The organism is Mycobacterium sp. NPDC050441 (assembly GCF_040655355.1).
GTDB lineage: Bacteria > Actinomycetota > Actinomycetes > Mycobacteriales > Mycobacteriaceae > Mycobacterium.
Genome location: NZ_JBFAJS010000014.1, coordinates 14,856 through 34,865, shown reverse-complemented (window position 1 = coordinate 34,865; position 20,010 = coordinate 14,856). Strand labels below are relative to the sequence as shown.

Below are 20,010 nucleotides of genomic sequence, written 5' to 3'. Positions count from 1 at the left end.
GCGACTTCGACTTGAGCATGGACGAATTGCGAGTTGTTGCCCGCTATGTGGTGGAGGCGGCGGAGGACGTTCTTGCCGTGTTCGAGGACGCCCGTCCCGATGATCCTCGGCCGCGAACCGCGGTCGCTGCCGCGTGGCAGTTCGTGCACGGCGCACCAAGATCCAAGCTGCAGCGAATCGCCTCGCTGGACGCGCACCGGGCCGCAAAGGAAGCCGGCACCGAGGCCGCGCGCCTGGCCGCGCAGGCGGCCGGTGATGCCGCCTCGGCGGCCTACCTGCATCCGATCTCGAAAGCTCATCAGGTCGGCCACATCCTGCGTGCCGCGGCGAGTGCGGCCCGCATCTGCGAGATCACCGGCGGCGGTGATCCCGCGGCCGGCGACATGATGCTGCAGCGGGCCAGGCAACGCGCCACCCCGGTCTTGATCGACGTTCTCCGCCGCTACCCGCCTGCGCCGGCCGGCAACGGTCGGGTGGCCCAGCTGATGACGACCTTGGACGATTCCCTGCGGGCGTCGCGTTGACGCCTCACCACTAGACCAGCCAGGCGGCGGTATCGGGGCCGAGACGACCATCGGCCGATTGGCCGCTGCTCAGCAGTACCTCGCCGGGCGGCAACGGCACGGGCTCGCTGCCGGTGTTGAGGACACACACCAGGCCACCGGCACGGCGGAACGCCAGATGTCCGGCCGAGGCGTCCAGCCACTCCATCCCGCCACCGGCGAATTCCTCACGGCTGGAGCGTAATTGGATGGCCCGCCGATAGAATTCCAGGGTCGATTCCTGATCGCCGAGCTGGCGCTGCACCGTCAACGATGCCCACTCGGCCGGCATCGGCAGCCAGGTGTCGGCACTGGAGGAGAACCCGAACGGCGGGTTGTCACCCGACCACGGCACCGGAACCCGGCAACCGTCGCGCCCGCGTTCGGTGTGACCCGAGCGCTCCCACACGGGATCCTGGAGCACGTCGTCGGGCAGATCGACGTTGGGCAGCCCGAGTTCCTCACCGTTGTAGACGAATACCGCTCCCGGTAGCGCCAGCATCACCAGGGCCATCGCCCGTGCTCGAGCCAGTCCCCGGGCGCCACCGCCGTACCGGGTGACCTCGCGTTCCACGTCGTGGTTGGACAGCGTCCAGGTCGGAGTGGCCCCGGCCAGGCCGGCAGCGGCCATCGCGTTGTCGATCGCATCGTGGACCTCGCCGGCGTCGAAATCAGCTTGCACCAGACGGAAATTGAAGCCGAGGTGCAGCTCGTCGGGGCGCAGGTATTTCGCGAAGCGTTCATTGCCGTGCACCCATACCTCGCCGACGGCCACCGCGTCGGGATAGTCGTCGAACACGGTGCGGATGAAGCGGTGGATGTCGTGCACGCTGTCGTTGTCGAACCGCGGGTCGTCGTCGCTGTTGCGCAGCAGCGCGGTGTTGGTGACCGCCATGTCGGGCAGCTCGGGTGGCTTGGCCATGCCGTGCGCGACGTCGATGCGGAAGCCGTCGACCCCGCGATCGAGCCAGAACCGCAAGGTCTTCTCGAGATCCTCGAACACCTCGGGGTGGTTCCAGTTCAGATCGGGCTGGGCGGGGTCGAACAGGTGCAGATACCACTGGCCGGGCGTGCCGTCGGGCTCGGCGACGCGGGTCCATGCCGGACCGCCGAACACCGACACCCAGTTGTTGGGCGGCGTGTCACCGTGCGGGCCACGGCCGTCGCGGAAGATGTATCGGTCGCGTAGCCGCGGATCGGCCAGGGCTTCGACGAACCACGGGTGCGCCGAACTGGTGTGGTTGGGCACCAGGTCCATGGTGAGGCGGATGCCGCGGGCGTGGGCGGCATCGAGCAGGCGGTCCAACGCATCGAGACCGCCGAACAGCGGGTCGACGTCACGCGGGTCGGCGACGTCGTAACCGTGGTCGGCCATCGGCGAGACCATGACCGGATTGAGCCACAGGGCGTTGACGCCGAGCGCCGCCAGATACTCCAGCCCGGCGCCCACCCCGTCGAGGTCACCGACCCCGTCGCCGTTGCTGTCCCGGAACGAGCGGGGATAGACCTGGTAGAAAACCGCGTCCGCCCACCACCGGCGCATCTCAGAACGCCGAGTTCACCATCGAGTCTGCGGCCATGTTCAGGTACTCCAGCAGCGCTTGCCGGTGCGGCTCGTCGAGCGTCGCCGAGTCGATGGAGGCCACTGCGGTGTGCATGCAGCGCAGCCAGGCGTCACGCTCGAGGTACCCGATCCGGAACGGGGCGTGCCGCATCCGCAACCGCGGATGGCCGCGCTGGTCCGAGTAGGTCCTGGGCCCACCCCAGTACTGCTCGAGGAACATCCGCAGCCGTTCCTCGGCGCCGTCGATGTCGTCCTCGGGGTACAGCGGGAGCAGGATCTCGTCCTCGCGCACCAGTTGGTAGAACCGCGACACGATCGCTGCGAACGTCTCGTGGCCCCCGACTTCGTCGTAGAAAGATCGCTGCACCTGTGTCACGTCACTCATTGTGGTCCATTGTGGCCCGAGCGGGCGTCGGGGCCGGTCACGGCGGCCTGGTCACCTCATGTTCATTGGACTGACCTGCGAACACCCGAAGAATTTTCGTGCGTATTGCGGGGATCCGTGGTGGACTGTCTCCTCGGAGGCTCCATGGCGCACAGCAAAAAAGGCCATATACGACGGACCGGCCACATTCCCGGCCCATCGGGACCCCATGTGCCCAATCGCCCTCTACACAGCGTCGAGGTACTCCCCACCAGCGCTCCCGACGCGTCCCTGTGGGGGCGCCGCCGCGTCCTGCTGCTCAACTCGACCTATGAACCGCTGACCGCACTTCCGCTGCGGCGCGCGGTGATCATGGTGATGTGTGGCAAAGCCGACGTCGTGCATGACGACCCGTCGGGACCCCTCATCCACTCGGCCACCCGCACGATCGTGGTGCCCTCGGTGATCCGGCTGCGCGCGTTCGTGCGGGTGCCGTACCGGGCGCGCATCCCGATGACCCGCGCGGCGCTCATGCACCGCGACCGCTTCCGCTGCGCGTACTGCGGCGGGCGTGCCGACACGGTCGACCACGTGATCCCGCGCAGCCGCGGTGGCGAGCATTCCTGGGAGAACTGTGTGGCGGCGTGCGGGCCGTGCAACCACCGCAAGGCCGACCGGTTGCTGGCCGAACTGGGCTGGTCACTGCGGTGCGTGCCGATGCCGCCGAAGGGGCAGCACTGGCGGCTGCTGGCGACGATCAAGGAGCTCGACCCGGCGTGGGTGCGCTATCTCGGCGAGGGCGCGGCTTGATGCCCGACTTGCTGGGCACACTCGGCGCGCCGGCGCATTGCGGCTGATACGGTTTGCGCGTGAGCACAGCACTTACCCATTCCCTCCTCGGAGGGGTTCCGCTGTTGTTGTTCGTGGTCCTGGCGTTGATCTTCTTGGGCCGCCGGGGACCACACCCGGCTACCTACAAGATGTCCGAGCCCTGGACCCACGAGCCCATTCTGTGGGCTGCCGAGGAGCCGCAGGATCACGGGCACGGCGGGCATGATTCACACGGCGTGACGATCGGAGGCGGCGCAAGTGGCAAGTGGTGAACTGGCGACTGCCACGCAGGACCTGGACCTGCCCTACGGCTACGCCCTGACCTACAGCGGTCGGATCTCGGGAGTCACCGAGCCCGGTGAGCTGTCGGTGCACTACCCGTTCCCGACGATGGATCTCGTCGTCCTCGACGACGCCCTGAAGTACGGTTCGCGGGCGGCCGGAGCCCGGTTCGCGATCTACATCGGCGACCTGGGCGCGGACACCGCGGCCGCGGCACGCGAGATCCTCGCCAAGGTGCCGACCCCCAACAACGCGGTGCTGCTCGCGGTTTCACCCGACCAGCACGCGATCGAGGTGGTCTACGGCGCCGACGTCAAGGGCCGTGGCATCGAAGAGGCTGCCCCGCTGGGCGTCTCGGCGGCTGCCGCCTCCTTCAAGGAAGGCAACTTGATCGACGGTCTGATCAGCGCCGTGCGCGTGCTGTCGGCCGGCGTTGCCCCCGCCTAGTTTTCAACACCTTCTGCTTTTGCACCGCGAATGTGCGTGTCTGCTGTCCGACACGCCGCTCGCGGTCGGCGTTTCGCGCACGTTCGCTGACCGGCGAGGTCACGACGCCAGGCTGGCGCGGATCTCCACATAGCGCGTCAAGAACGTCCGCTCGTCGAGCCGCTTGCGCCGCATCCAGGTGCTGACCTCGAAGTTGCACTTGCTGGCATTGCACGATCCGCACGCCGGCACCACGTTGTCCACGGTGTAGCGCCCGCCGCGCGAGATCGCCATCACGCAGTCCTTCTGAAACGGGCCGCCGCTGCTTCCGCAGTAGGCACACCCACCCCATGCCGCCTTGATGGCTTCCCACTGCTCATCGGTGAGGTCGTGGACCACAAGGTCCATTCGGCGCTTGCGCTTGCGGGCAGCCCGTGCCGCGCGGGTTCGACTGACCGCCATGGGCACAGCGTATTTGCCCCGCGAGCGACCGCGTCTGTACAGCGATCACGGCGTGTCGCCGTACAGACACGGTCGCTCGGGGTGTCGACTTAGCTGACGTCGAAGGCGCGGGCGCGCAGCGAGCGCTCCACACCGGCACGGCCCTCGATCACCAGGCGGCGCAGCGCGGGCGGCACCTCGGGATCGGACAGGAAGGCGTCCGCCGCGTCGAGCCCGTTACGGCTGATGTCCCACGACGGGTACAGCCCGATCACCACGGTCTGCGCGACCTCGCTGGACCGCCGCTCCCACACCCCGGAGATCGCGGCGAAGTAGCGAGTCGTGAACGGCGCCAGCAGCTCGGCCTGGCCGGGCTGCACGAAACCACCGACGATGGCGCGGGTGGTGATGTTGGCGATGGTGTCGTCCTCGATGACCTGTTCCCACGCCGCGGACTTCACCTCGTCCTGCGGGCGGGCCGCCGATGCCGCGGCGGCGTGACGCTTGCCGGCCGCGGTCGGGTCGGCCTCGGCCTCGGCGTCGATGAACGGCGTCTCGGGTCCGTCGGCGTCGATCTGCCCGTTGCGGGCCAGTGCGGTGACGATCCGCCAGCGCAGGTCGGTGTCGATCACCAGGCCGGACATGTTCACCGCGGCCGGTTCGTTGTCGAGCAGTGTCGACAGCACGGCGACGTGGTTCGGCGACAGCGCCGACGTGCACAGCGCGTTCACGAAGGCGAGTTGGTGATCAGAACCGGGGGCGGACTCCCGCGCCCGATCGAGCAGCGCATCGCCGAACGCCGGCCAGCCGGTTTCGGCGGCCCACGCGGGATCGGCGTAGGAGCCGAGTGCGGTCTGGGCCTGCATCAGCAGGCGCTGCGCGACGCCGACCTCGGATTCGGCGTGGATACCGCTCATCACCAGGGCGACGAAGTCGCGGGCCTTCATCTCGGCCTCGCGCGTCATCTCCCAGGCCGCCGACCAGGCCAGGGTCCGGGGGAGCGGATCGGCGATGTCGGCGATCCGCGACAGCACGGTCGACAGCGAGGCCGGGTCCAGCCGCAGCGAGCAGTAGGTCAGGTCGTCATCGTTGACCAGGATCAGTTTCCCGCGCGAAACGCCCACCAGGGCAGGAACATCCGTGACCGGTCCCTCGACATCGAGCTCCTCGCGGTGTACCCGCACGAGCTTGCCCGAGCCGGCCGGGTCGTCGTCGTAGATGCCGACGGCCAGCCGGTGCACGCGGGTCTCCCCGGCGCCGGGTGCCGCCCCTGACTGCGCGATGGCGAACCGGGTGAATGCGCCCGAATCGTCCACGTCGAAATCAGCCCGCAGCGTGTTCAGACCCGTTGTCTTGAGCCATTGTTGGCCCCAGCCGGACAGGTCACGCCCCGAGGACTTCTCCAACGCGCCCAGCAGATCGCCGAACGTGGCGTTGGCGAAGGCGTGGTCGCGGAAGTAGTCCCGCAGTCCGGAGAGGAACTCTTCGAGCCCGACGTAGGCCACCAGTTGCTTGAGCACCGAGGCGCCCTTGGCGTAGGTGATGCCGTCGAAGTTGACCTCCACGGCGGCCAGGTCCGGGATGTCGGCGGCGACCGGATGGGTCGAGGGCAACTGATCCTGGCGGTAAGCCCAGGACTTCTCCACGTTGGCGAAAGTGGTCCACGCCGTGGTGTATTCGGTGGCCTCGGCCTGGCAGAGCACCGACGCGAACGTCGCGAAGGACTCGTTGAGCCACAGATCGTCCCACCACTGCATGGTGACCAGATCGCCGAACCACATGTGCGCCATCTCGTGCAGCACGGTCTCGGCGCGGCGCTCGTAGGAGGCCCGGGTCACCTTGGACCGGAAGACGTAGTCCTCCAGGAACGTCACCGCGCCCGCGTTTTCCATGGCGCCCGCGTTGAACTCGGGAACGAACAGCTGGTCGTACTTGCCGAAGGCGTACGGCGTGCCGAAGTTCTTGTGGTAGAAGCCGAAACCCTGTTTGGTCTCGGTGAAAAGCCGCTCGGCGTCCATGAATTCGGACAGCGAGGCCCGGCAGAAGATACCCAACGGGATCTCGCCGTGAGAGTCGGAGTACGAGTCCCGCCACACCGCGTACGGTCCGGCGATCAGCGCGGCGAGGTAGGTGCTCATCTTCGGGGTGGTGGCGAAGGTGTGCACCGTGCCCGCGCCGTTGGGCTCGGCGGTGGTGGTGGCTCCGTTGGAGATCACCTGCCAGTGCGAGGGCGCGGTGACCCGGACGTCGAAGGTGGCCTTGAGGTCGGGCTGGTCGAAGCAGGCGAACATCCGCTTGGCGTCGGCGGTTTCGAACTGCGAGTACAGGTAGACCTCGTCGTCGACCGGGTCGACGAACCGGTGCAGGCCCTCACCGGTGTTGGAGTACAGGCAGTCGGCATCGACCACCAGGACGTTGTGCGCGGCCAGCCCGGACAGCGTGATGCCGGTGGATTCGTCGTAGCCGGACACGTCCAGCGCGGCGCCGTTGAGCGTCGCGCTGCGGACGGTATCGGCCGCCAGATCGATGAAGGTGTCGGCGCCGGCGAGGGCATCGAACTTCACGGTGGTGGTGGACCGGAAGGTGCGTTCGCCTGGTTTGCCGTTGCCGTCGGTGAGGTCGAGGACGACGTTGTAGTTGTCGACGGTCACCAGAGCTGCGCGCTCTACGGCCTGATCGCGGGTGAGATTGGGAAGTGCCACCCGTCCAACCTAGTGGCTGGACATCGGCTGGACCCGGGCTACCGGGGGAAGCCGGCGATCCCGGCCAGTCCGTCGAGGGCGCCCAGGTTGTTCAGAATCGAACCGTCGCTGATCGACGACATCATCTGCGGGCAGTACATCTGGATGGCGATGCCGGTGAAGAACGAGGCCATCTGTGGCGACATGCCGCCGTCCCCGCGCATCTGTGAGGCCACCGACGCGAAGTCCTTACCAGGCTCGACCAGCATCGGACAGACGTCCTGGCCCATCTGGACGGCGGTGTTGGGGTCGCCGTAGCCCACCCCGGCGTTGTTCAGTGCGTTCAGGAACGAGCTGTCGGTCGGATCGTTCGGGGCCGGGTCGGCCTGCGCTGGAACAGCCAACGCGAGGGCGACGGAGACGACACCCACGGTCGTCAGAAGGGCGCGAGCGGCCATATTCAGCTCCTCAGCTATCACGCAGAACTCTTACGACGCTCTGCTCACTTGGGCAACAGTGGTTTACCAGGGTCACAGGAACAACACGTTTCGATAAAGGTTCGCGCACTATGCGTTTCCTGTGCTGCTGCCGTGACTTCAGCATGCATGTCGACATGCCGTCGACATGTCAGCCACCTTGATTGTCGCAATCGCTGCCCGGATAGTTACTCGCATCGGGAACATCTCGACACGGGTGCACAGTTGTGCTGAACGAAGCTGTGCCTTGAACCACATCGAGAGGAACGCGTAGATGGCTCCCAAAGATCAACCGAAAGATCAAAAGGACACCGCCGGCTTCTGGTTCGACCCGCTGTGCCCGTGGTGCTGGATCACCTCGCGCTGGATTCTCGAAGTCGAGCAGGTGCGCGATATCGACGTCGAGTTCCACGTCATGAGCCTCGCGGTGCTCAACGAGGGCCGCGACCTGCCCGAGAACTATCAGGAACTGATGAAGAAGGCCTGGGGCCCGGTCCGTGTCGCCATCGCCGCCGAGCAGCTCAAGGGCCCGGAGATCCTCGGACCGCTCTACACCGCGATGGGCTTCCGGATCCACAACCAGGACAACAAGGACCTCGACACCGTCATCGAGCAGGCTCTCGAAGAGGTCGGCCTGCCCGCCGACCTGGCCGAGGCGGCCAACACGGACAAGTACGACGATGCGCTGCGCAAGAGCCATCACGCGGGCATGGACGCCGTCGGTGACGATGTCGGCACCCCGACCATCCACGTCAACGGCGTCGCGTTCTTCGGCCCGGTACTGTCGCGGATCCCGCGCGGCGAAGAGGCCGGCAAGCTCTGGGACGCGTCGGTGACGTTCGCGGCGTACCCGCATTTCTGGGAGCTCAAGCGCTCCCGTACCGAGGCTCCGCAGTTCGACTGACGGGTAAACCCCGGCCAAAATCACGATTCCGGTTGCGTAACATCGTGGCTCACGCCACGGTGTACGGATGACAGCGGCTGAGCCCAGCACCGACGGCTCGTACCGGGACCGAATCGCCGCCGTGGAACCGGGCGGCAACGAGCACATCGCCGACGCCGACCGGCACGGAAAACCCAGCCAGTTGTTCTGGACCTGGACGTCGCCGAACCTGGAATTCGCCACCATCTTCCTGGGCGTGCTGGCGGTCTCGGTCTACGGCATGACGTTCTGGCAGGCGGTGGCAGGCCTGGCCGTCGGCACCGGTCTCGGCGCGCTCGCGCATTACTTCCTGTCCAAGCGCGGGCCACTGCACGGAGTGCCGCAGATGGTGCTGGGCCGGCTGGCGTTCGGGTTCAAGGGCAACGCCGTGCCCTCACTGCTGATGACGGTGACCGCGGGCATCGGCTGGTTCGCCACCAACAGCGTCAGCGGCGCATTCGCGTTGTCCACCCTGTTCGGTGTGGCACCGGTGCTGGCCCTGGTACTCGTCGTCGTGGTGCAGACCGCGCTGGCGGTGTTCGGGCACAACCTGGTGCAGGCCTTCGAGCGCTGGGCGTTCCCGGTGCTCGCAGTCATCTTCGCGATCACCTCGGTGGTGATCCTGACCAAGGCCGATCTCGGCGCGCCCGCGGTCAGTGGCGGTGTCGGCGGCATGGGCGGTTTCCTGCTCACCGTGGGTACCGCGTTCGGCTACGTCGCGGGCTGGGCCCCGTACGCGGCGGACTACACCCGGTACCTGCCGCGGTCTGCGGCCGGCCCGCGCACCGGGTTCTTCGCGGCCGCAGGGCTGTTCGTGTCATGCATGCTGCTGCAGACAGTAGGCGCGGCCTCGGTGACGATCGGCCCGGCGGTGTCCGACAACCCGACATCGGCATTCACCGCGGAGTTGGCCCCGTGGCTGGCGAGCCTGACCCTGCTGGCCATCGCGATCGGGGCCATCGCCGCCAATGCGATCAACATCTATTCAGGCGCAATGGCTTTCGTGACCATCGGGATCAAACTGCCGCATCACATCGCCCGGGCCCTGGCGACCGCGTTCTTCGGGATCGTCGGCTTCCTCATCGCCTGGTGGGCGCTGGCCGACGCGGCGGCAAGCTACGAGGCGTTCCTGCTGATCATCGCCTACTGGATCGGGCCGTGGCTGGGTGTGGTGTTCGCCGACGAGTACCTGCGTGGGGACCAACCCGTCGCGCAGTTCCTCTACGACCGGTCCTATACGAACTGGCCCGGCCTGGCGTCGTTCCTGGTCGGCCTCGTGGTGTCGGTGGCGTTGTTCTGCAACCAGACGAAGTTCGTCGGGTATATCGCGCGGGAGGTGCCGCAGTTGGGCGACATCACGTTCTTCGTCGGGTTCCTCATCGCAGGCGGCAGCTACCTGGCGTTGTGCCGGTCCAAGCTGACCGCGGAACGAAAGGTGCCGGCGTGACCCCGGAACAGATGCTCGACGTCGCCGTAGCGGAGGCCCGAAAAGGGTTGGCAGAAGGCGGTATTCCGATCGGTGCCGCCCTGTTCAGTTCGGACGGCACCCTGCTGGGCGCCGGGCACAACCGGCGGGTGCAGAACGACGACCCGTCGATCCACGCCGAGACCGACGCCTTCCGGGCCGCCGGGCGTCAGCGGGGCTACCGGTCCACGATCATGGTGACGACGCTCTCGCCGTGCTGGTACTGCAGCGGGCTGGTGCGTCAGTTCAACATCGGCGCCGTGGTGATCGGGGAGAGCCGAACCTTCACCGGCGGTCACGACTGGCTGGCCGAGCACGGAGTAGCGGTTACCCTGCTCGACGATGAACGCTGCGTGGCGATGATGGAGGACTTCATCGCCGAGCGGCCGGATCTGTGGGCGGAGGACATCGGCGAATGAGCGCCATCGCAACTGTGGACATCTCTCGCTGGTACGCCGGTGGGGCCGAGGCCGACGCGGTCGCCGCCGAAGTCGACGCGGGCCTGCAGCGCGCCGGGTTCGTCGTCGTCACCGGCCACGGCGTCGACACCGGATTGGCGGCACGGGTCCGTGCGGCCAGCCGGGAGTTCTTCGCACTGCCCGACGAGGTCAAGGAGCGCTACTCGGTACCGGTCGGCGGTCACGGCTGGATCGGGCCGGGAGCCGAGGCCAACGGCTACGCCGAGGGCACCGAGACCCCGCCGGATCTCAAAGAGAGCTACAGCCTGGGCGCCGAGACCGCCACCGGCGACCTCGAGGTGGACCGGATCTGGTTCGCCCCCAACGTGTGGCCGGCCGAAGTGCCTGCGCTGCAGTCGTTGGTCGACGAGTACACCGCCGCGATGCGCAAGCTCTCGGACGACCTGCTGGCACTGTTCGCCCATTCGCTCGGATTGACGGTCAATCCCTTCGTGGCCCTGGCCGACCGGCCGACGTGGACCATGAACATCAACCACTATCCGCCGGTCAGTGTGGTGGGGGAGCCAGAGCCCGGCCAATTCCGCATCGGCCCACACACCGACTTCGGCACCGTGACGATCCTGGACCGTGAGCCCGGCGCGGGCGGGCTGCAGGTCTACTCCGAGCAGGAGGGCTGGGAGGACGCGCCGTGGGAGCCGGGATCGCTCACGGTCAACATCGGTGACCTGCTGGAGTACTGGAGCGGTCGGCGCTGGCCGTCGGGCCGGCACCGCGTGCTGCCGCCGCAGTCGCACGCCCCCGAGGAAGACCTGGTCTCGCTGATCTACTTCTACGAGGCCAACCACGACGCACTCGTCACACCGCTGGAGCCGCCCATCGGCAAGGTCGCGGGCCTGGAGCCGGTGACGTCGTCGGCCTTCATCAAGGAACGCCTCGACGCCATCACCATCGGCTGACTCGCTACGGCCTGGGGGTCGGGCCGTCGTGATCGAGGGTGAAGAATCCCGTCGTCAACGGTTTGCCGCCGCTGCGGTGCTCGGCTGCCACTACCTCGGTCATCGCCGCGCCGGCCTGTGCGCCGAACAGAAAGAGCAGCTCGCGGTGAGGCACGGCCGCCAGGATGTCGTCGCCGAGAAACCGGGTCATGCGCTCGTAGAGCCCGGGGGCCACCAGTGTGGTTGCTGCCAGCCAACTTCCGCTCACAACGACGGTGGGTGCTCCGGCCGGTCCGCGGTCGAAGAACTCCAGCGCGATCTGCCCAGCCGACAGCGCGGCGGACAATGCCTGATCGGCGTGGCCATATGCAGTCGCCAGATCGATCCCGGCGCCGGCCAGGTTGGCCGATCCGACCGCCCCGAGGATCTGCGCATCAGCCGGGCCCGTCGGTGTCACCAGCGCCACCGAGAGGCCGTGACCGATCCGGCGCTGAGACTGCGCACCGGTCGACAGCGCGTCGGGATAGTCCTCGGGAACCAGGTACGGGTAGATCTGATCGACGTCGATCGCCGATGGTGCCGCGTCTCGCCGTCGGCGGAGCCAACCGCTCATCTCCATACCGTCATCCTGCGCTATGGCCAAGCGGCGTTGCTGACCAGTTAGGGTTACCGACATGCGCGTCTACATCGGTGCCGACCACGCCGGATTCGAGTTCAAGCAGACCATCATCGAGCACCTCAAGAAGACCGGCCACGAGCCGATCGACTGTGGCGCCTACACCTACGACGCCGATGACGACTACCCGGCGTTCTGCATCGACGCGGCGGTCAGGACGGTCGCCGATCCGGGCAGCCTGGGCATCGTGCTCGGCGGCTCGGGCAACGGTGAGCAGATCGCCGCGAACAAGGTGCCCGGCGCCCGCTGTGCCCTGACCTGGAGCGTCGAGACCGCCAAGCTGGCCCGCGAGCACAACAACGCGCAGCTGATGGGCCTGGGCGGACGCATGCACACAGAGGAGGAGGCGCTGGCCATCGTCGACGCTTTCCTGTCGACGCCGTGGTCGGAAGCCGAGCGTCACCAGCGCCGCATCGACATCCTCGCCGACTACGAGAAGGACCACGTGGCCCCGCCGGTTCCCGGCGCGCCTGCCTGACCCATGCCCGAAGGGCACACCCTGCACCGGCTGGCCCGGCTGCACCAGAAGCGGTTCGGCCGGGCACCGGTGCTCGTGTCCAGCCCGCAGGGCCGCTTCGCAGACGGTGCGGCCGCGGTCAACGGCCAGGTGTTCAAGCAGGCCGACGCCTGGGGCAAGCACCTGTTCCACCACTACGACGGTGGCCGGGTGGTGCACATCCATCTCGGCTTGTACGGGACGTTCACCGAAGGCCCTGTCCCGCTGGGACTGCCGGTCGGCCAGGTCCGGATGCGAATCGTCGGCACCGAGTACGGCACCGATCTGCGTGGCCCCACCGTGTGTGAGGTGATCGCCGAGCCCGAGATCGCCGATGTGGTAGCGCGTCTCGGTCCCGACCCGCTGCGTAAAGACGCCGACCCTGGGTTGGCCTGGGCGCGAATCAGCAAGTCGCGCAGATCAATCGGTGCATTGTTGATGGACCAGTCGGTGATCGCCGGGGTCGGAAACGTATACCGCAGCGAGCTGCTGTTCCGCCATCACATCGACCCGTACCGGCCGGGTACGCACATGGGGCAGACCGAATTCAGCGACATGTGGACCGATCTCGTCGAGCTGATGAAGGTCGGCGTACGTCGAGGCAAGATCGTCGTCGTCCGCCCCGAACACGACCACGGGCCGCCGGCCTACGGTCCGGGCCGTCCCCGCACCTACGTCTACCGCCGGGCGGGGGAGGCCTGCCGGGTGTGCGGAACCACCGTGCGCACCGCCGAATTGGAAGCCCGCAACCTGTTCTGGTGCCCCACCTGCCAGGTGTGAGTGAGCGGCCTCGGCGTGGACACGGGACAATCTCCCGGTGGAATTGATCCTCGTCGTCGTCGGAGCCATCCTCGTCACAGCAATCGCGCATCGGCGAGGCCAGGAACCCGCCCTGATCATCGTGGTCATCGGCAGCGTGGTGTCGTTCATGCCGGGGTTCGAACCGCCCGAACTGGATTCGCACATTCTGCTGACGGTGGTGTTGCCGCCGCTGCTGTATTCGGCAGCCCTCGACTTCTCCTTCCCGACGTTCTTCCGCAACATCCGCCCGATCCTGGGTCTCGGTGTCGGGCTGGTCGTGGTGACGGCCTTCGCCGTGGCAGCGGTGTCGTCCTGGTTGGTGTTGGTGCCGTTGACCTTCGGGCTGGCACTGGTGCTCGGCGCGATCGTCGCACCGCCCGACGCCGTCACCGCCGTAGCGGTGGGACGCAAGCTCGGTCTGCCCAAACGGGTGATGGCGATCCTCACCGGGGAGAGCCTGATCAACGACGCGGCCGCACTGACGCTGTTCTCCATCGCGGTGGCACAGGTGGCCGGCAGCCACACCTTCATCGAGAACCCGTTCCTGCTGTTCGGCTACAGCGCCACCATCGGTCCACTGGTCGGGGCACTCCTGGGCTATGTGACGCTGTGGATTCGCAAGCACCTGGACAACCCGGGTCTGGAAACCGTGCAGGGACTGGTGGTTCCGTTCGCGGCATTCATCACCGCCGAGGAACTGCACGCCTCAGGAGTGTTGGCGGTGGTGGTCGCCGGCTTCGTTGTCGGCAACGGCGCGATGGGTGCCGGGTATCAGACGCGGCTGCAGGAGCGGTACGTGTGGAACTCGTTGGACGTGTTGCTCGAGGCATTCGTGTTCGCCTACATCGGTCTGCATCTGCGCTTCGTCCTGGAGCATCTGAACGAAGCCCACGAGTCGCTGGCCGAGGTCGCGATCGCTTCGATGATCGTGTTGGTGATCGTGCTGTTCATCCGCCCGCTGTCGGTGTTCCTGATGTTCGGCCGCAACAAGCTGTCCCGGCACGTGGAGAGCAAGTTCAGCGTGCCGGTTCCAGACGGCGCTCGCGGTGCACTGGGCCGTCGTAAACGAAAACCCAAGGCGGGCTGGCGCACACTGATCGACCGCCGCTCGTTGAGTTGGCGGGAGAACATCGTCGTGTCCTGGACCGGGATGCGCGGCGTGGTGACATTGGCCGCGGCCGCCGCGATCCCGGCCACCACCGCCAGCGGCGAACCGTTCCCGGAACGCGCCACCATCCAGGCGATCGCTTTCGTGGTGAGTGTCGGCACCCTGCTGATCCAGGGCTGGACCCTGCCACTGCTGATCCGCCGGCTGAACCTGTCCCGGTTCTGCGACGACCACGCCGCCGACCGGGAAGAGGAAGTCAAGGCCGAACGGGTGGTGCACGATGCGGCCGACGCGGTGCTCGACGCGTTCGAGGCGGACCCTCCCGACGGTTTGGATCCCCGTGTGGTGACCGAGATTCGCGCCGTGATCGCCCGGCATTCACAGGACGCCGACGAAATGCCCGATCCCGAGGCGCTCACCAAGCGGGCCACGGTGTTCTCGGGCCTGTACCGCAATGTGCTTGCGGCGCAACGCGGTGCGCTCATCACCGAGCGCGACGAGGGCCGGATCGAAGACGAGGCAGTGCGCGCCATGCTGGAGCGTCTGGATCTGCAGGAAGCCGGTGTGTCGGCGCGTCTGGAGAGCCGCCTCTAACGGCCGTCAGCCCGGCAGCGGGTCAGAAGCCCCCGAAATCACCGCCGAAGTCGCCACCGTCGAAGCCGCCGCTGTCCCAGCCGCTGGCGTCCGTGCCACCCCAGTCACCGCCGCCGTCGCCGCCGCCGGTGTCGCCACCGTCGAAACCGCCGGCGTCCTGGCCCGCGGCGAGCCCGTCGGAATAGCCGTCACCGTAACCGTTCTCGAAACCCTGTGCGCCGTAACCGACTCCGTGCATCCCGGAGAACATCGCATCGAACAGCAGCACCGAGCCGAGGCCCCAGGCGCCGGCGACCAGGGCCGGCTTCCACCACGGTTCGGAGTACCAACCGGCCGGCACCGGACGCCCGGCCACCCGGCCACCGGGGTAGTAGTTCGGGGTGCGCTGCGACGGGGCCGGGGAGGCCTCGATCTCGCGGCCCTCGAAATTGATCCGACGGTCCTCGGTGACCTCGCCGGCCGAGCGCTGCCCGGTCAACGACTCCAACTCGGGACCCGGATCCATGCCCATCGCGGTGCGGGCCGCGCGCACGTAATAGAGCCCCTCGATGGCGCTCTCCTTGGCCAGCACGGCCTGCTTTGCCGTGGTGGCCTGATCGATCTGCGAGGACGCCGCGGTGTAACGCTCGGAGGCGTCGGCCAGCGCCTGCTTGGACGCGTCGTCGGAACCGGTCAGGTTGAGCACCTGCCCGCCGAGACGCTCGATCAGCCGGCGGGCGTCAGCCTTGGCGTCGGCCAGCGACTCTGCCGAGCGGCGGCCGTTGGCCTTCGACGAGCTGTAGACGGCGAATGCGATCGCGGCGATGACAAGGACGATGAGTACCAGCAAAACGCTGTTCATGGCGTCCAGCGTACCGACGGGAAACGGTGCTACCGGGTCCTCGAAGAGAACTCAAATTACGCCGAGAGCGGAGTACACCTCGTTGGACAGTGCGACCGTGCGCGGGTCGGCATTGCACTTGGTGGCGTCGAAATGGTTCATCACGTAGGCGTAGCCGATCCGGTGCTCCAGATCGACGAAGGCGAACGAGCCACCCGACCCGCCGTGCCCGAAAATTCGGGTGTTCGGCCCGGCCACACCGCGCTGGTTGAGCATGTAGCCCAGACCCCAGCCGTGATCGGCGACCCGCGCACCCAGCACCACGTCGGCGTCGAAACCGCCCTGGGAGATCCGGCAGCGTTCCATGTGCTCGCGGGTCAGCAGCTTCTCCTGGGCCAGCGCGTTGTAGAAGGTCGCCATGCCGAGCGCGGAGACGTGCGCGTTGGTGCTCGGGAACTCCGCCGCGCGCCACGCGTCGAGGGCTTGCACGCCCAACTCGTCATCGGGCACGAAGTCCATCGACACCGCCCAGCCGGCCATCGGATGGTCGTCGAGGGAGGCCGGCGGTTGGTTGACGTGGTTGTCGGCCAACAGGCTGCGCACGGAGGGCTTGTTCACCATCGCCGCGCACCGGTGATGGTGCCATGCAGGCAAACCGATGTGGATGTCGGCGCCCAGCGGTTCGGCGATCTCGGTGCGCAGATACTGACCGATGGTGCGGCCGGTGACGCGGCGCACCACCTCGCCGAGGATGAAGCCGAAAGTCACCACGTGGTAGCCCTGCGCGCTGCCGGGCGGCCACCACGGTGTCGCGGCGGCGATCCGGGCGCACACCGCGTCCCAGTCGGTCACCTGCCGCCAGTCCATCGGTTCGCGCGGGCCGATCACCCCCGAGCGGTGACCGAGCACCATCGCGATGGTGATGTTCTGCTTTCCGGCCTGGCCGAACTCCGGCCAATAGCGGGCGACCGGGGCATCCAGGTCGATCTCACCGCGGTCGGCCAACAGGTGGATGCACGTGCTGGCCAAGCCTTTGGATCCGGAGTACACGCTGGCCAGGGTGTCCTGCTGCCACGGTCGGGTGCCTGCTGCGTCGGCCGATCCGCCCCACAGGTTGACCACCAGATCGCCCTCGACCCAGACCGCAACGGCGGCGCCCACCTCGCCACGATGGGCGAAGTTGTCCTCGAAGGCATCGCGCACCCGGTCGAACTCCGGGGCGCAGGTGCCTGCGATACGGCTCATGACGGGCATTCGACTCCTGCACAGGTGCGGCGGCATTGCGGCAAGCGATACGCGTAGCTGCCTGAACGCGCGGCCGTCTGCTAAATCGGTTGGCAGTCCCCACCCGTTACCCACGGTAGGTCGACCGCAACTGCGAAACATCCCTGCGGTACCGATCGCAAGCGATTCGAGACGGGGTCGTGATGGTCGAGCCGGCTGATCCGACGGGTTCAGTGGGGCGCCGAGCAGCACATCAGACGCCGCGTTCCACGCCAGGGTCGCGGACTGCGCCGGGTCACGACCCTCGGGTAGAAATCGAGGCGGATTATCCGTCCGGCCCAGCTGAGCGGAGCCACCACTTGTCGGGCTCGAAACAGCACGTAGATCGCTGTGACCGCGCGATAATCGGCCTCGTGTCCGTTGCGCTCTGGGTGCTTGCCGCGGTGTTCGCCATCGGTGCCGTCGCCGGTGGGTTGTTGCGGATTCGTGCCTGGCTCGACAAGCCGGTGCCGCCCGAAGTGATCGAGGCTGCGCACCGTGATGACGACAAGGACGAGTAGCGCCATGAAAACGATGATCGTCGGAGCCCTGGCTGCCAACGTTCTGATGATCGTGTCTCCGGTCGCTCATGCCGATCGAGCCGAACCTCCGCCGCTCTACGGGCACTACAACCTGTTCATCGACTTCTCGAAGCAGACGTTCAACGGAGTGCCGACACCGATGAATCCGATTACGGTGCCGGTCGAATTCACCACCAACTGTGATGTGAACGGATGCGTTGCGCGCATGGACAATACGGACGATCACGCCCGCAACCCAGGCGCTCCCGTGGCATATGAGTACCGCTGGAACGGCAATCGTTGGGATACGAGCGGCGAGTATCCCTACTTTTGCGATCGCAGTAACCCGACTAGTGCAGTGCAGGCCCGGCGCTCGGATTACTGGACCCCGAACCCCGACGGCAGCTTCTACGGAGAGCGCACCCTCATCACCGAGGGGGTCGGTTGCCCGGGTGACGGGCCAGGCACCCATTGGCTGCCGATATCGCTGACACCCATCGATCCACCCCAGGGCGGCCCGGGGCAGTGAGCGGGCTCGGCGGCGTTTTGTTCCGTTACAACCTGCGATGATCGCCCGGAGAAACAAAAAACCGCCCTATCAGGGCGGTCCTTGTGGAGCGGGCGACGGGAATCGAACCCGCGTAGCTAGTTTGGAAGACTAGGGCTCTACCATTGAGCTACGCCCGCATGTGCAGCATCAGCACTGTACCGGTGTGCCCCCGACCAAAGCCAATTGAATGCCCCGTGCCGTGAGCACGTAGTATCTCGCGTGGTCCGTTTGTGGGTTTTGCCGCAGCGGATCGACCACCACGGGGTGTAGCGCAGCTTGGTAGCGCATCCGCTTTGGGAGCGGAAGGCCGCAGGTTCAAATCCTGTCACCCCGACTCACCCGCCAGTACGAAAGAACTATCTAGGAGCAGGAAGAGTGAAGAGCACAGTCGAGCAGTTGAGCCCCACCCGGGTGCGCATCAATGTGGAGGTGCCCTTCACCGAGCTTGAGCCCGATTTCGAGCGCGCATTCAAGGCGCTGGCCCAGCAGGTCCGCCTGCCCGGGTTCCGCCCCGGCAAGGCCCCGCGCAAGCTGCTGGAGGCCCGTGTCGGCCGCGGCGCAGTGCTGGAGCAGGTCGTCAACGACGCACTGCCGAGCCGCTACAGCGAGGCCGTCAGCGCCTCCGACGTCAAGCCGCTGGGTCAGCCCGAGATCGAGGTGACCAAGCTGGAGGACGGCCAGGAGCTGGCGTTCACCGCCGAGGTTGATGTGCGTCCCGAGATCACGCTGCCCGAGTTCGACGCACTCAAGATCACCGTCGATCCCATCGAGGTCGACGATGAGGCCGTCGATGCCGAGCTGCAGTCGCTGCGTGCCCGCTTCGGCACCCTGACCGGCGTCGAGCGCGGTGCCGCCGAAGGCGATTTCGTCTCGATCGACCTGTCGGCCACCGTCGACGGCACCGAGGTGCCCGAGGCCGCCACCGAAGGCCTGTCGCACGAGGTCGGTTCCGGTCAGCTGATCGAGGGCCTCGACGACGCGATCACCGGTCTGAAGGCCGGCGAGTCCAAGGTCTTCACCACCAAGCTGGCCGCCGGTGAGTACGCCGGCAAGGATGCCGACGTGACGGTGACCGTCAAGTCGGTCAAGGAGCGCGAGCTGCCCGAGGCTGACGACGACTTCGCCCAGCTGGCAAGCGAATTCGACACCATCGGCGAGCTCAAGGAGAGCCTCACCGACCAGGTGCGCCGGGTCAAGAGCGTGCAGCAGGCCGAGCAGATCCGCGACAAGGCCATCGAGGCGCTGCTGGAGCAGACCGAGGTTCCGCTGCCGGAGAAGATCGTTCAGGCTCAGATCGACGACGCCCTGCACAACGCGATCCACGGCCTGGAGCACGACGAGGACAAGTTCGCCGAGCAGCTGACCGAACAGGGCAGCAGCCGTGAGGAATTCGACGCCGACAACAAGTCGAATGCCGAAAAGGCCGTCAAGACGCAGCTGTTGATGGACGCCGTCGCCGACAAGCTCGACATCCAGGTCGGCCAGAACGATCTCACCGAGCGTCTGGTGCTGATGTCGCGTCAGTACGGCATCGAGCCCCAGCAGCTGATCCAGATCCTGCAGCAGAACAACCAGCTGCCGGCCATGTTCGCCGACGTGCGGCGCGGGCTGACGATCGCCGCTGTCGTGCACGCCGCCACCGTCACCGACACCGACGGCACCGTGATCGACACCGCGGAGTTCTTCGGTCCGGCCGAAGCTGCACAGGTCGAGGGTGCCGACGACGCTCCTGCTGACGAGTCCGCCGAAAAGGCCGCTGACGCCGCCGAGTGACGCTGTGAGCGAACGCGCCCCCGTACGGGAGTGCGTGGCGCCGCAGTTTCGTTAGTGTCG

At 67.1% G+C, this 20,010-nt stretch carries 22 protein-coding genes and 2 tRNA genes; 15 read left to right on the top strand and 9 right to left on the bottom strand.

Translation table 11 applies throughout. From position 1 onward, the window contains the following. Nucleotides 1-17: 17 nt before the first annotated feature. Complete coding sequence (locus AB0I14_RS30170; RefSeq protein WP_358030251.1) at nucleotides 18-524, top strand: putative immunity protein; 507 nt, start codon at nucleotides 18-20, stop codon at nucleotides 522-524. A 10-nt stretch (nucleotides 525-534) separates the two neighbouring features. Here the strand turns inward: AB0I14_RS30170 and AB0I14_RS30165 are convergent, their stop codons facing one another. Next, nucleotides 535-2,085 carry a glycoside hydrolase family 13 protein gene (locus AB0I14_RS30165; protein WP_358030018.1) on the bottom strand — a complete coding sequence of 517 codons (1,551 nt, stop codon included), beginning with the start codon at nucleotides 2,083-2,085 and terminating at the stop codon, nucleotides 535-537. A 1-nt stretch (nucleotide 2,086) separates the two neighbouring features. Beyond that, complete coding sequence (locus tag AB0I14_RS30160; RefSeq protein ID WP_358030248.1) at nucleotides 2,087-2,473, bottom strand: globin; 387 nt, start codon at nucleotides 2,471-2,473, stop codon at nucleotides 2,087-2,089. 162 nt (nucleotides 2,474-2,635) lie between these two features. Between AB0I14_RS30160 and AB0I14_RS30155 the strand changes: the two genes are divergently transcribed. Genes AB0I14_RS30155 through AB0I14_RS30145 form a run of 3 tightly spaced genes read left to right on the top strand, consistent with a single transcriptional unit; the run spans nucleotide 2,636 to nucleotide 4,030 of the window. Continuing rightward, on the top strand, nucleotides 2,636-3,280 hold the full coding sequence (locus tag AB0I14_RS30155; RefSeq protein ID WP_358030015.1) for an HNH endonuclease: 645 nt from the start codon (nucleotides 2,636-2,638) through the stop codon (nucleotides 3,278-3,280). 59 nt (nucleotides 3,281-3,339) lie between these two features. Continuing rightward, nucleotides 3,340-3,573, top strand: coding sequence for a hypothetical protein (locus AB0I14_RS30150; protein WP_358030012.1), 234 nt, complete (start codon nucleotides 3,340-3,342; stop codon nucleotides 3,571-3,573). Beyond that, complete coding sequence (locus AB0I14_RS30145) at nucleotides 3,560-4,030, top strand: DUF5130 domain-containing protein (protein ID WP_358030009.1); 471 nt, start codon at nucleotides 3,560-3,562, stop codon at nucleotides 4,028-4,030. The genes AB0I14_RS30150 and AB0I14_RS30145 overlap by 14 nt, the downstream gene beginning before the upstream one ends. 99 nt (nucleotides 4,031-4,129) lie before the next feature. On the opposite strand, the gene AB0I14_RS30140 is transcribed toward AB0I14_RS30145, so the two are convergent. From AB0I14_RS30140 to AB0I14_RS30130, 3 genes are all read right to left on the bottom strand, one after another. Further along, entirely contained in the window at nucleotides 4,130-4,471 is a 342-nt protein-coding gene (locus AB0I14_RS30140) for an HNH endonuclease signature motif containing protein (RefSeq protein ID WP_358030006.1), read from the bottom strand. Nucleotides 4,472-4,560: 89 nt separating this feature from the next. Then, nucleotides 4,561-7,152 (bottom strand): aminopeptidase N, encoded by a 2,592-nt coding sequence (gene pepN, locus AB0I14_RS30135; RefSeq protein ID WP_358030003.1) that lies wholly within the window; start codon nucleotides 7,150-7,152, stop codon nucleotides 4,561-4,563. Nucleotides 7,153-7,190: 38 nt separating this feature from the next. After that, nucleotides 7,191-7,589 (bottom strand): DUF732 domain-containing protein, encoded by a 399-nt coding sequence (locus AB0I14_RS30130; protein ID WP_358030001.1) that lies wholly within the window; start codon nucleotides 7,587-7,589, stop codon nucleotides 7,191-7,193. Nucleotides 7,590-7,881: 292 nt separating this feature from the next. Between AB0I14_RS30130 and AB0I14_RS30125 the strand changes: the two genes are divergently transcribed. From AB0I14_RS30125 to AB0I14_RS30110, 4 genes are all read left to right on the top strand, one after another. Continuing rightward, entirely contained in the window at nucleotides 7,882-8,511 is a 630-nt protein-coding gene (locus AB0I14_RS30125; RefSeq protein ID WP_358029998.1) for a DsbA family protein, read from the top strand. A 67-nt stretch (nucleotides 8,512-8,578) separates the two neighbouring features. Continuing rightward, nucleotides 8,579-9,976 (top strand): cytosine permease, encoded by a 1,398-nt coding sequence (locus AB0I14_RS30120; RefSeq protein WP_358029995.1) that lies wholly within the window; start codon nucleotides 8,579-8,581, stop codon nucleotides 9,974-9,976. Further along, entirely contained in the window at nucleotides 9,973-10,413 is a 441-nt protein-coding gene (locus tag AB0I14_RS30115) for a nucleoside deaminase (protein WP_358029992.1), read from the top strand. The genes AB0I14_RS30120 and AB0I14_RS30115 overlap by 4 nt, the downstream gene beginning before the upstream one ends. Continuing rightward, nucleotides 10,410-11,369 (top strand): 2-oxoglutarate and iron-dependent oxygenase domain-containing protein, encoded by a 960-nt coding sequence (locus AB0I14_RS30110; protein ID WP_358029990.1) that lies wholly within the window; start codon nucleotides 10,410-10,412, stop codon nucleotides 11,367-11,369. The genes AB0I14_RS30115 and AB0I14_RS30110 overlap by 4 nt, the downstream gene beginning before the upstream one ends. A 4-nt stretch (nucleotides 11,370-11,373) precedes the next feature. Here the strand turns inward: AB0I14_RS30110 and AB0I14_RS30105 are convergent, their stop codons facing one another. Next, nucleotides 11,374-11,961 (bottom strand): hypothetical protein, encoded by a 588-nt coding sequence (locus AB0I14_RS30105; RefSeq protein WP_358029988.1) that lies wholly within the window; start codon nucleotides 11,959-11,961, stop codon nucleotides 11,374-11,376. Nucleotides 11,962-12,022: 61 nt separating this feature from the next. Here AB0I14_RS30105 and AB0I14_RS30100 point away from each other — a divergent pair, with 61 nt between their 5' ends. From AB0I14_RS30100 to AB0I14_RS30090, 3 genes are read left to right on the top strand one after another with little or no spacing between them, the layout of a single operon-like run. Next, entirely contained in the window at nucleotides 12,023-12,502 is a 480-nt protein-coding gene (locus AB0I14_RS30100; RefSeq protein WP_358029985.1) for a ribose-5-phosphate isomerase, read from the top strand. A gap of 3 nt (nucleotides 12,503-12,505) precedes the next feature. Further along, on the top strand, nucleotides 12,506-13,300 hold the full coding sequence (locus AB0I14_RS30095; protein ID WP_358029982.1) for a DNA-formamidopyrimidine glycosylase family protein: 795 nt from the start codon (nucleotides 12,506-12,508) through the stop codon (nucleotides 13,298-13,300). 37 nt (nucleotides 13,301-13,337) lie between these two features. Beyond that, nucleotides 13,338-15,023 (top strand): sodium:proton antiporter, encoded by a 1,686-nt coding sequence (locus tag AB0I14_RS30090; RefSeq protein WP_358029978.1) that lies wholly within the window; start codon nucleotides 13,338-13,340, stop codon nucleotides 15,021-15,023. Nucleotides 15,024-15,045: 22 nt separating this feature from the next. Here the strand turns inward: AB0I14_RS30090 and AB0I14_RS30085 are convergent, their stop codons facing one another. Beyond that, nucleotides 15,046-15,864 carry a DUF1542 domain-containing protein gene (locus AB0I14_RS30085; protein ID WP_358029975.1) on the bottom strand — a complete coding sequence of 273 codons (819 nt, stop codon included), beginning with the start codon at nucleotides 15,862-15,864 and terminating at the stop codon, nucleotides 15,046-15,048. Nucleotides 15,865-15,915: 51 nt separating this feature from the next. Then, the gene (locus AB0I14_RS30080; RefSeq protein WP_358029972.1) at nucleotides 15,916-17,097 is read right to left on the bottom strand and encodes a serine hydrolase domain-containing protein; all 1,182 of its coding nucleotides are present in this window, start codon (nucleotides 17,095-17,097) and stop codon (nucleotides 15,916-15,918) included. Between the two features lie 383 nt (nucleotides 17,098-17,480). On the opposite strand from AB0I14_RS30080, the gene AB0I14_RS30075 reads away from it, so the two are divergent. Beyond that, nucleotides 17,481-17,627 carry a hypothetical protein gene (locus tag AB0I14_RS30075; RefSeq protein WP_358029969.1) on the top strand — a complete coding sequence of 49 codons (147 nt, stop codon included), beginning with the start codon at nucleotides 17,481-17,483 and terminating at the stop codon, nucleotides 17,625-17,627. A gap of 4 nt (nucleotides 17,628-17,631) precedes the next feature. Continuing rightward, nucleotides 17,632-18,156, top strand: coding sequence for a hypothetical protein (locus AB0I14_RS30070; RefSeq protein ID WP_358029966.1), 525 nt, complete (start codon nucleotides 17,632-17,634; stop codon nucleotides 18,154-18,156). 84 nt (nucleotides 18,157-18,240) lie between these two features. Here the strand turns inward: AB0I14_RS30070 and AB0I14_RS30065 are convergent. Continuing rightward, nucleotides 18,241-18,314 (bottom strand) — tRNA-Gly (locus AB0I14_RS30065). A gap of 123 nt (nucleotides 18,315-18,437) precedes the next feature. On the opposite strand from AB0I14_RS30065, the gene AB0I14_RS30060 reads away from it, so the two are divergent. Both AB0I14_RS30060 and tig read left to right on the top strand, forming a co-directional pair. Then, a tRNA-Pro gene (locus AB0I14_RS30060) sits at nucleotides 18,438-18,511 on the top strand. Nucleotides 18,512-18,552: 41 nt separating this feature from the next. Further along, nucleotides 18,553-19,950, top strand: coding sequence for a trigger factor (gene tig / locus AB0I14_RS30055; protein WP_358029963.1), 1,398 nt, complete (start codon nucleotides 18,553-18,555; stop codon nucleotides 19,948-19,950). Nucleotides 19,951-20,010: the final 60 nt, after the last annotated feature.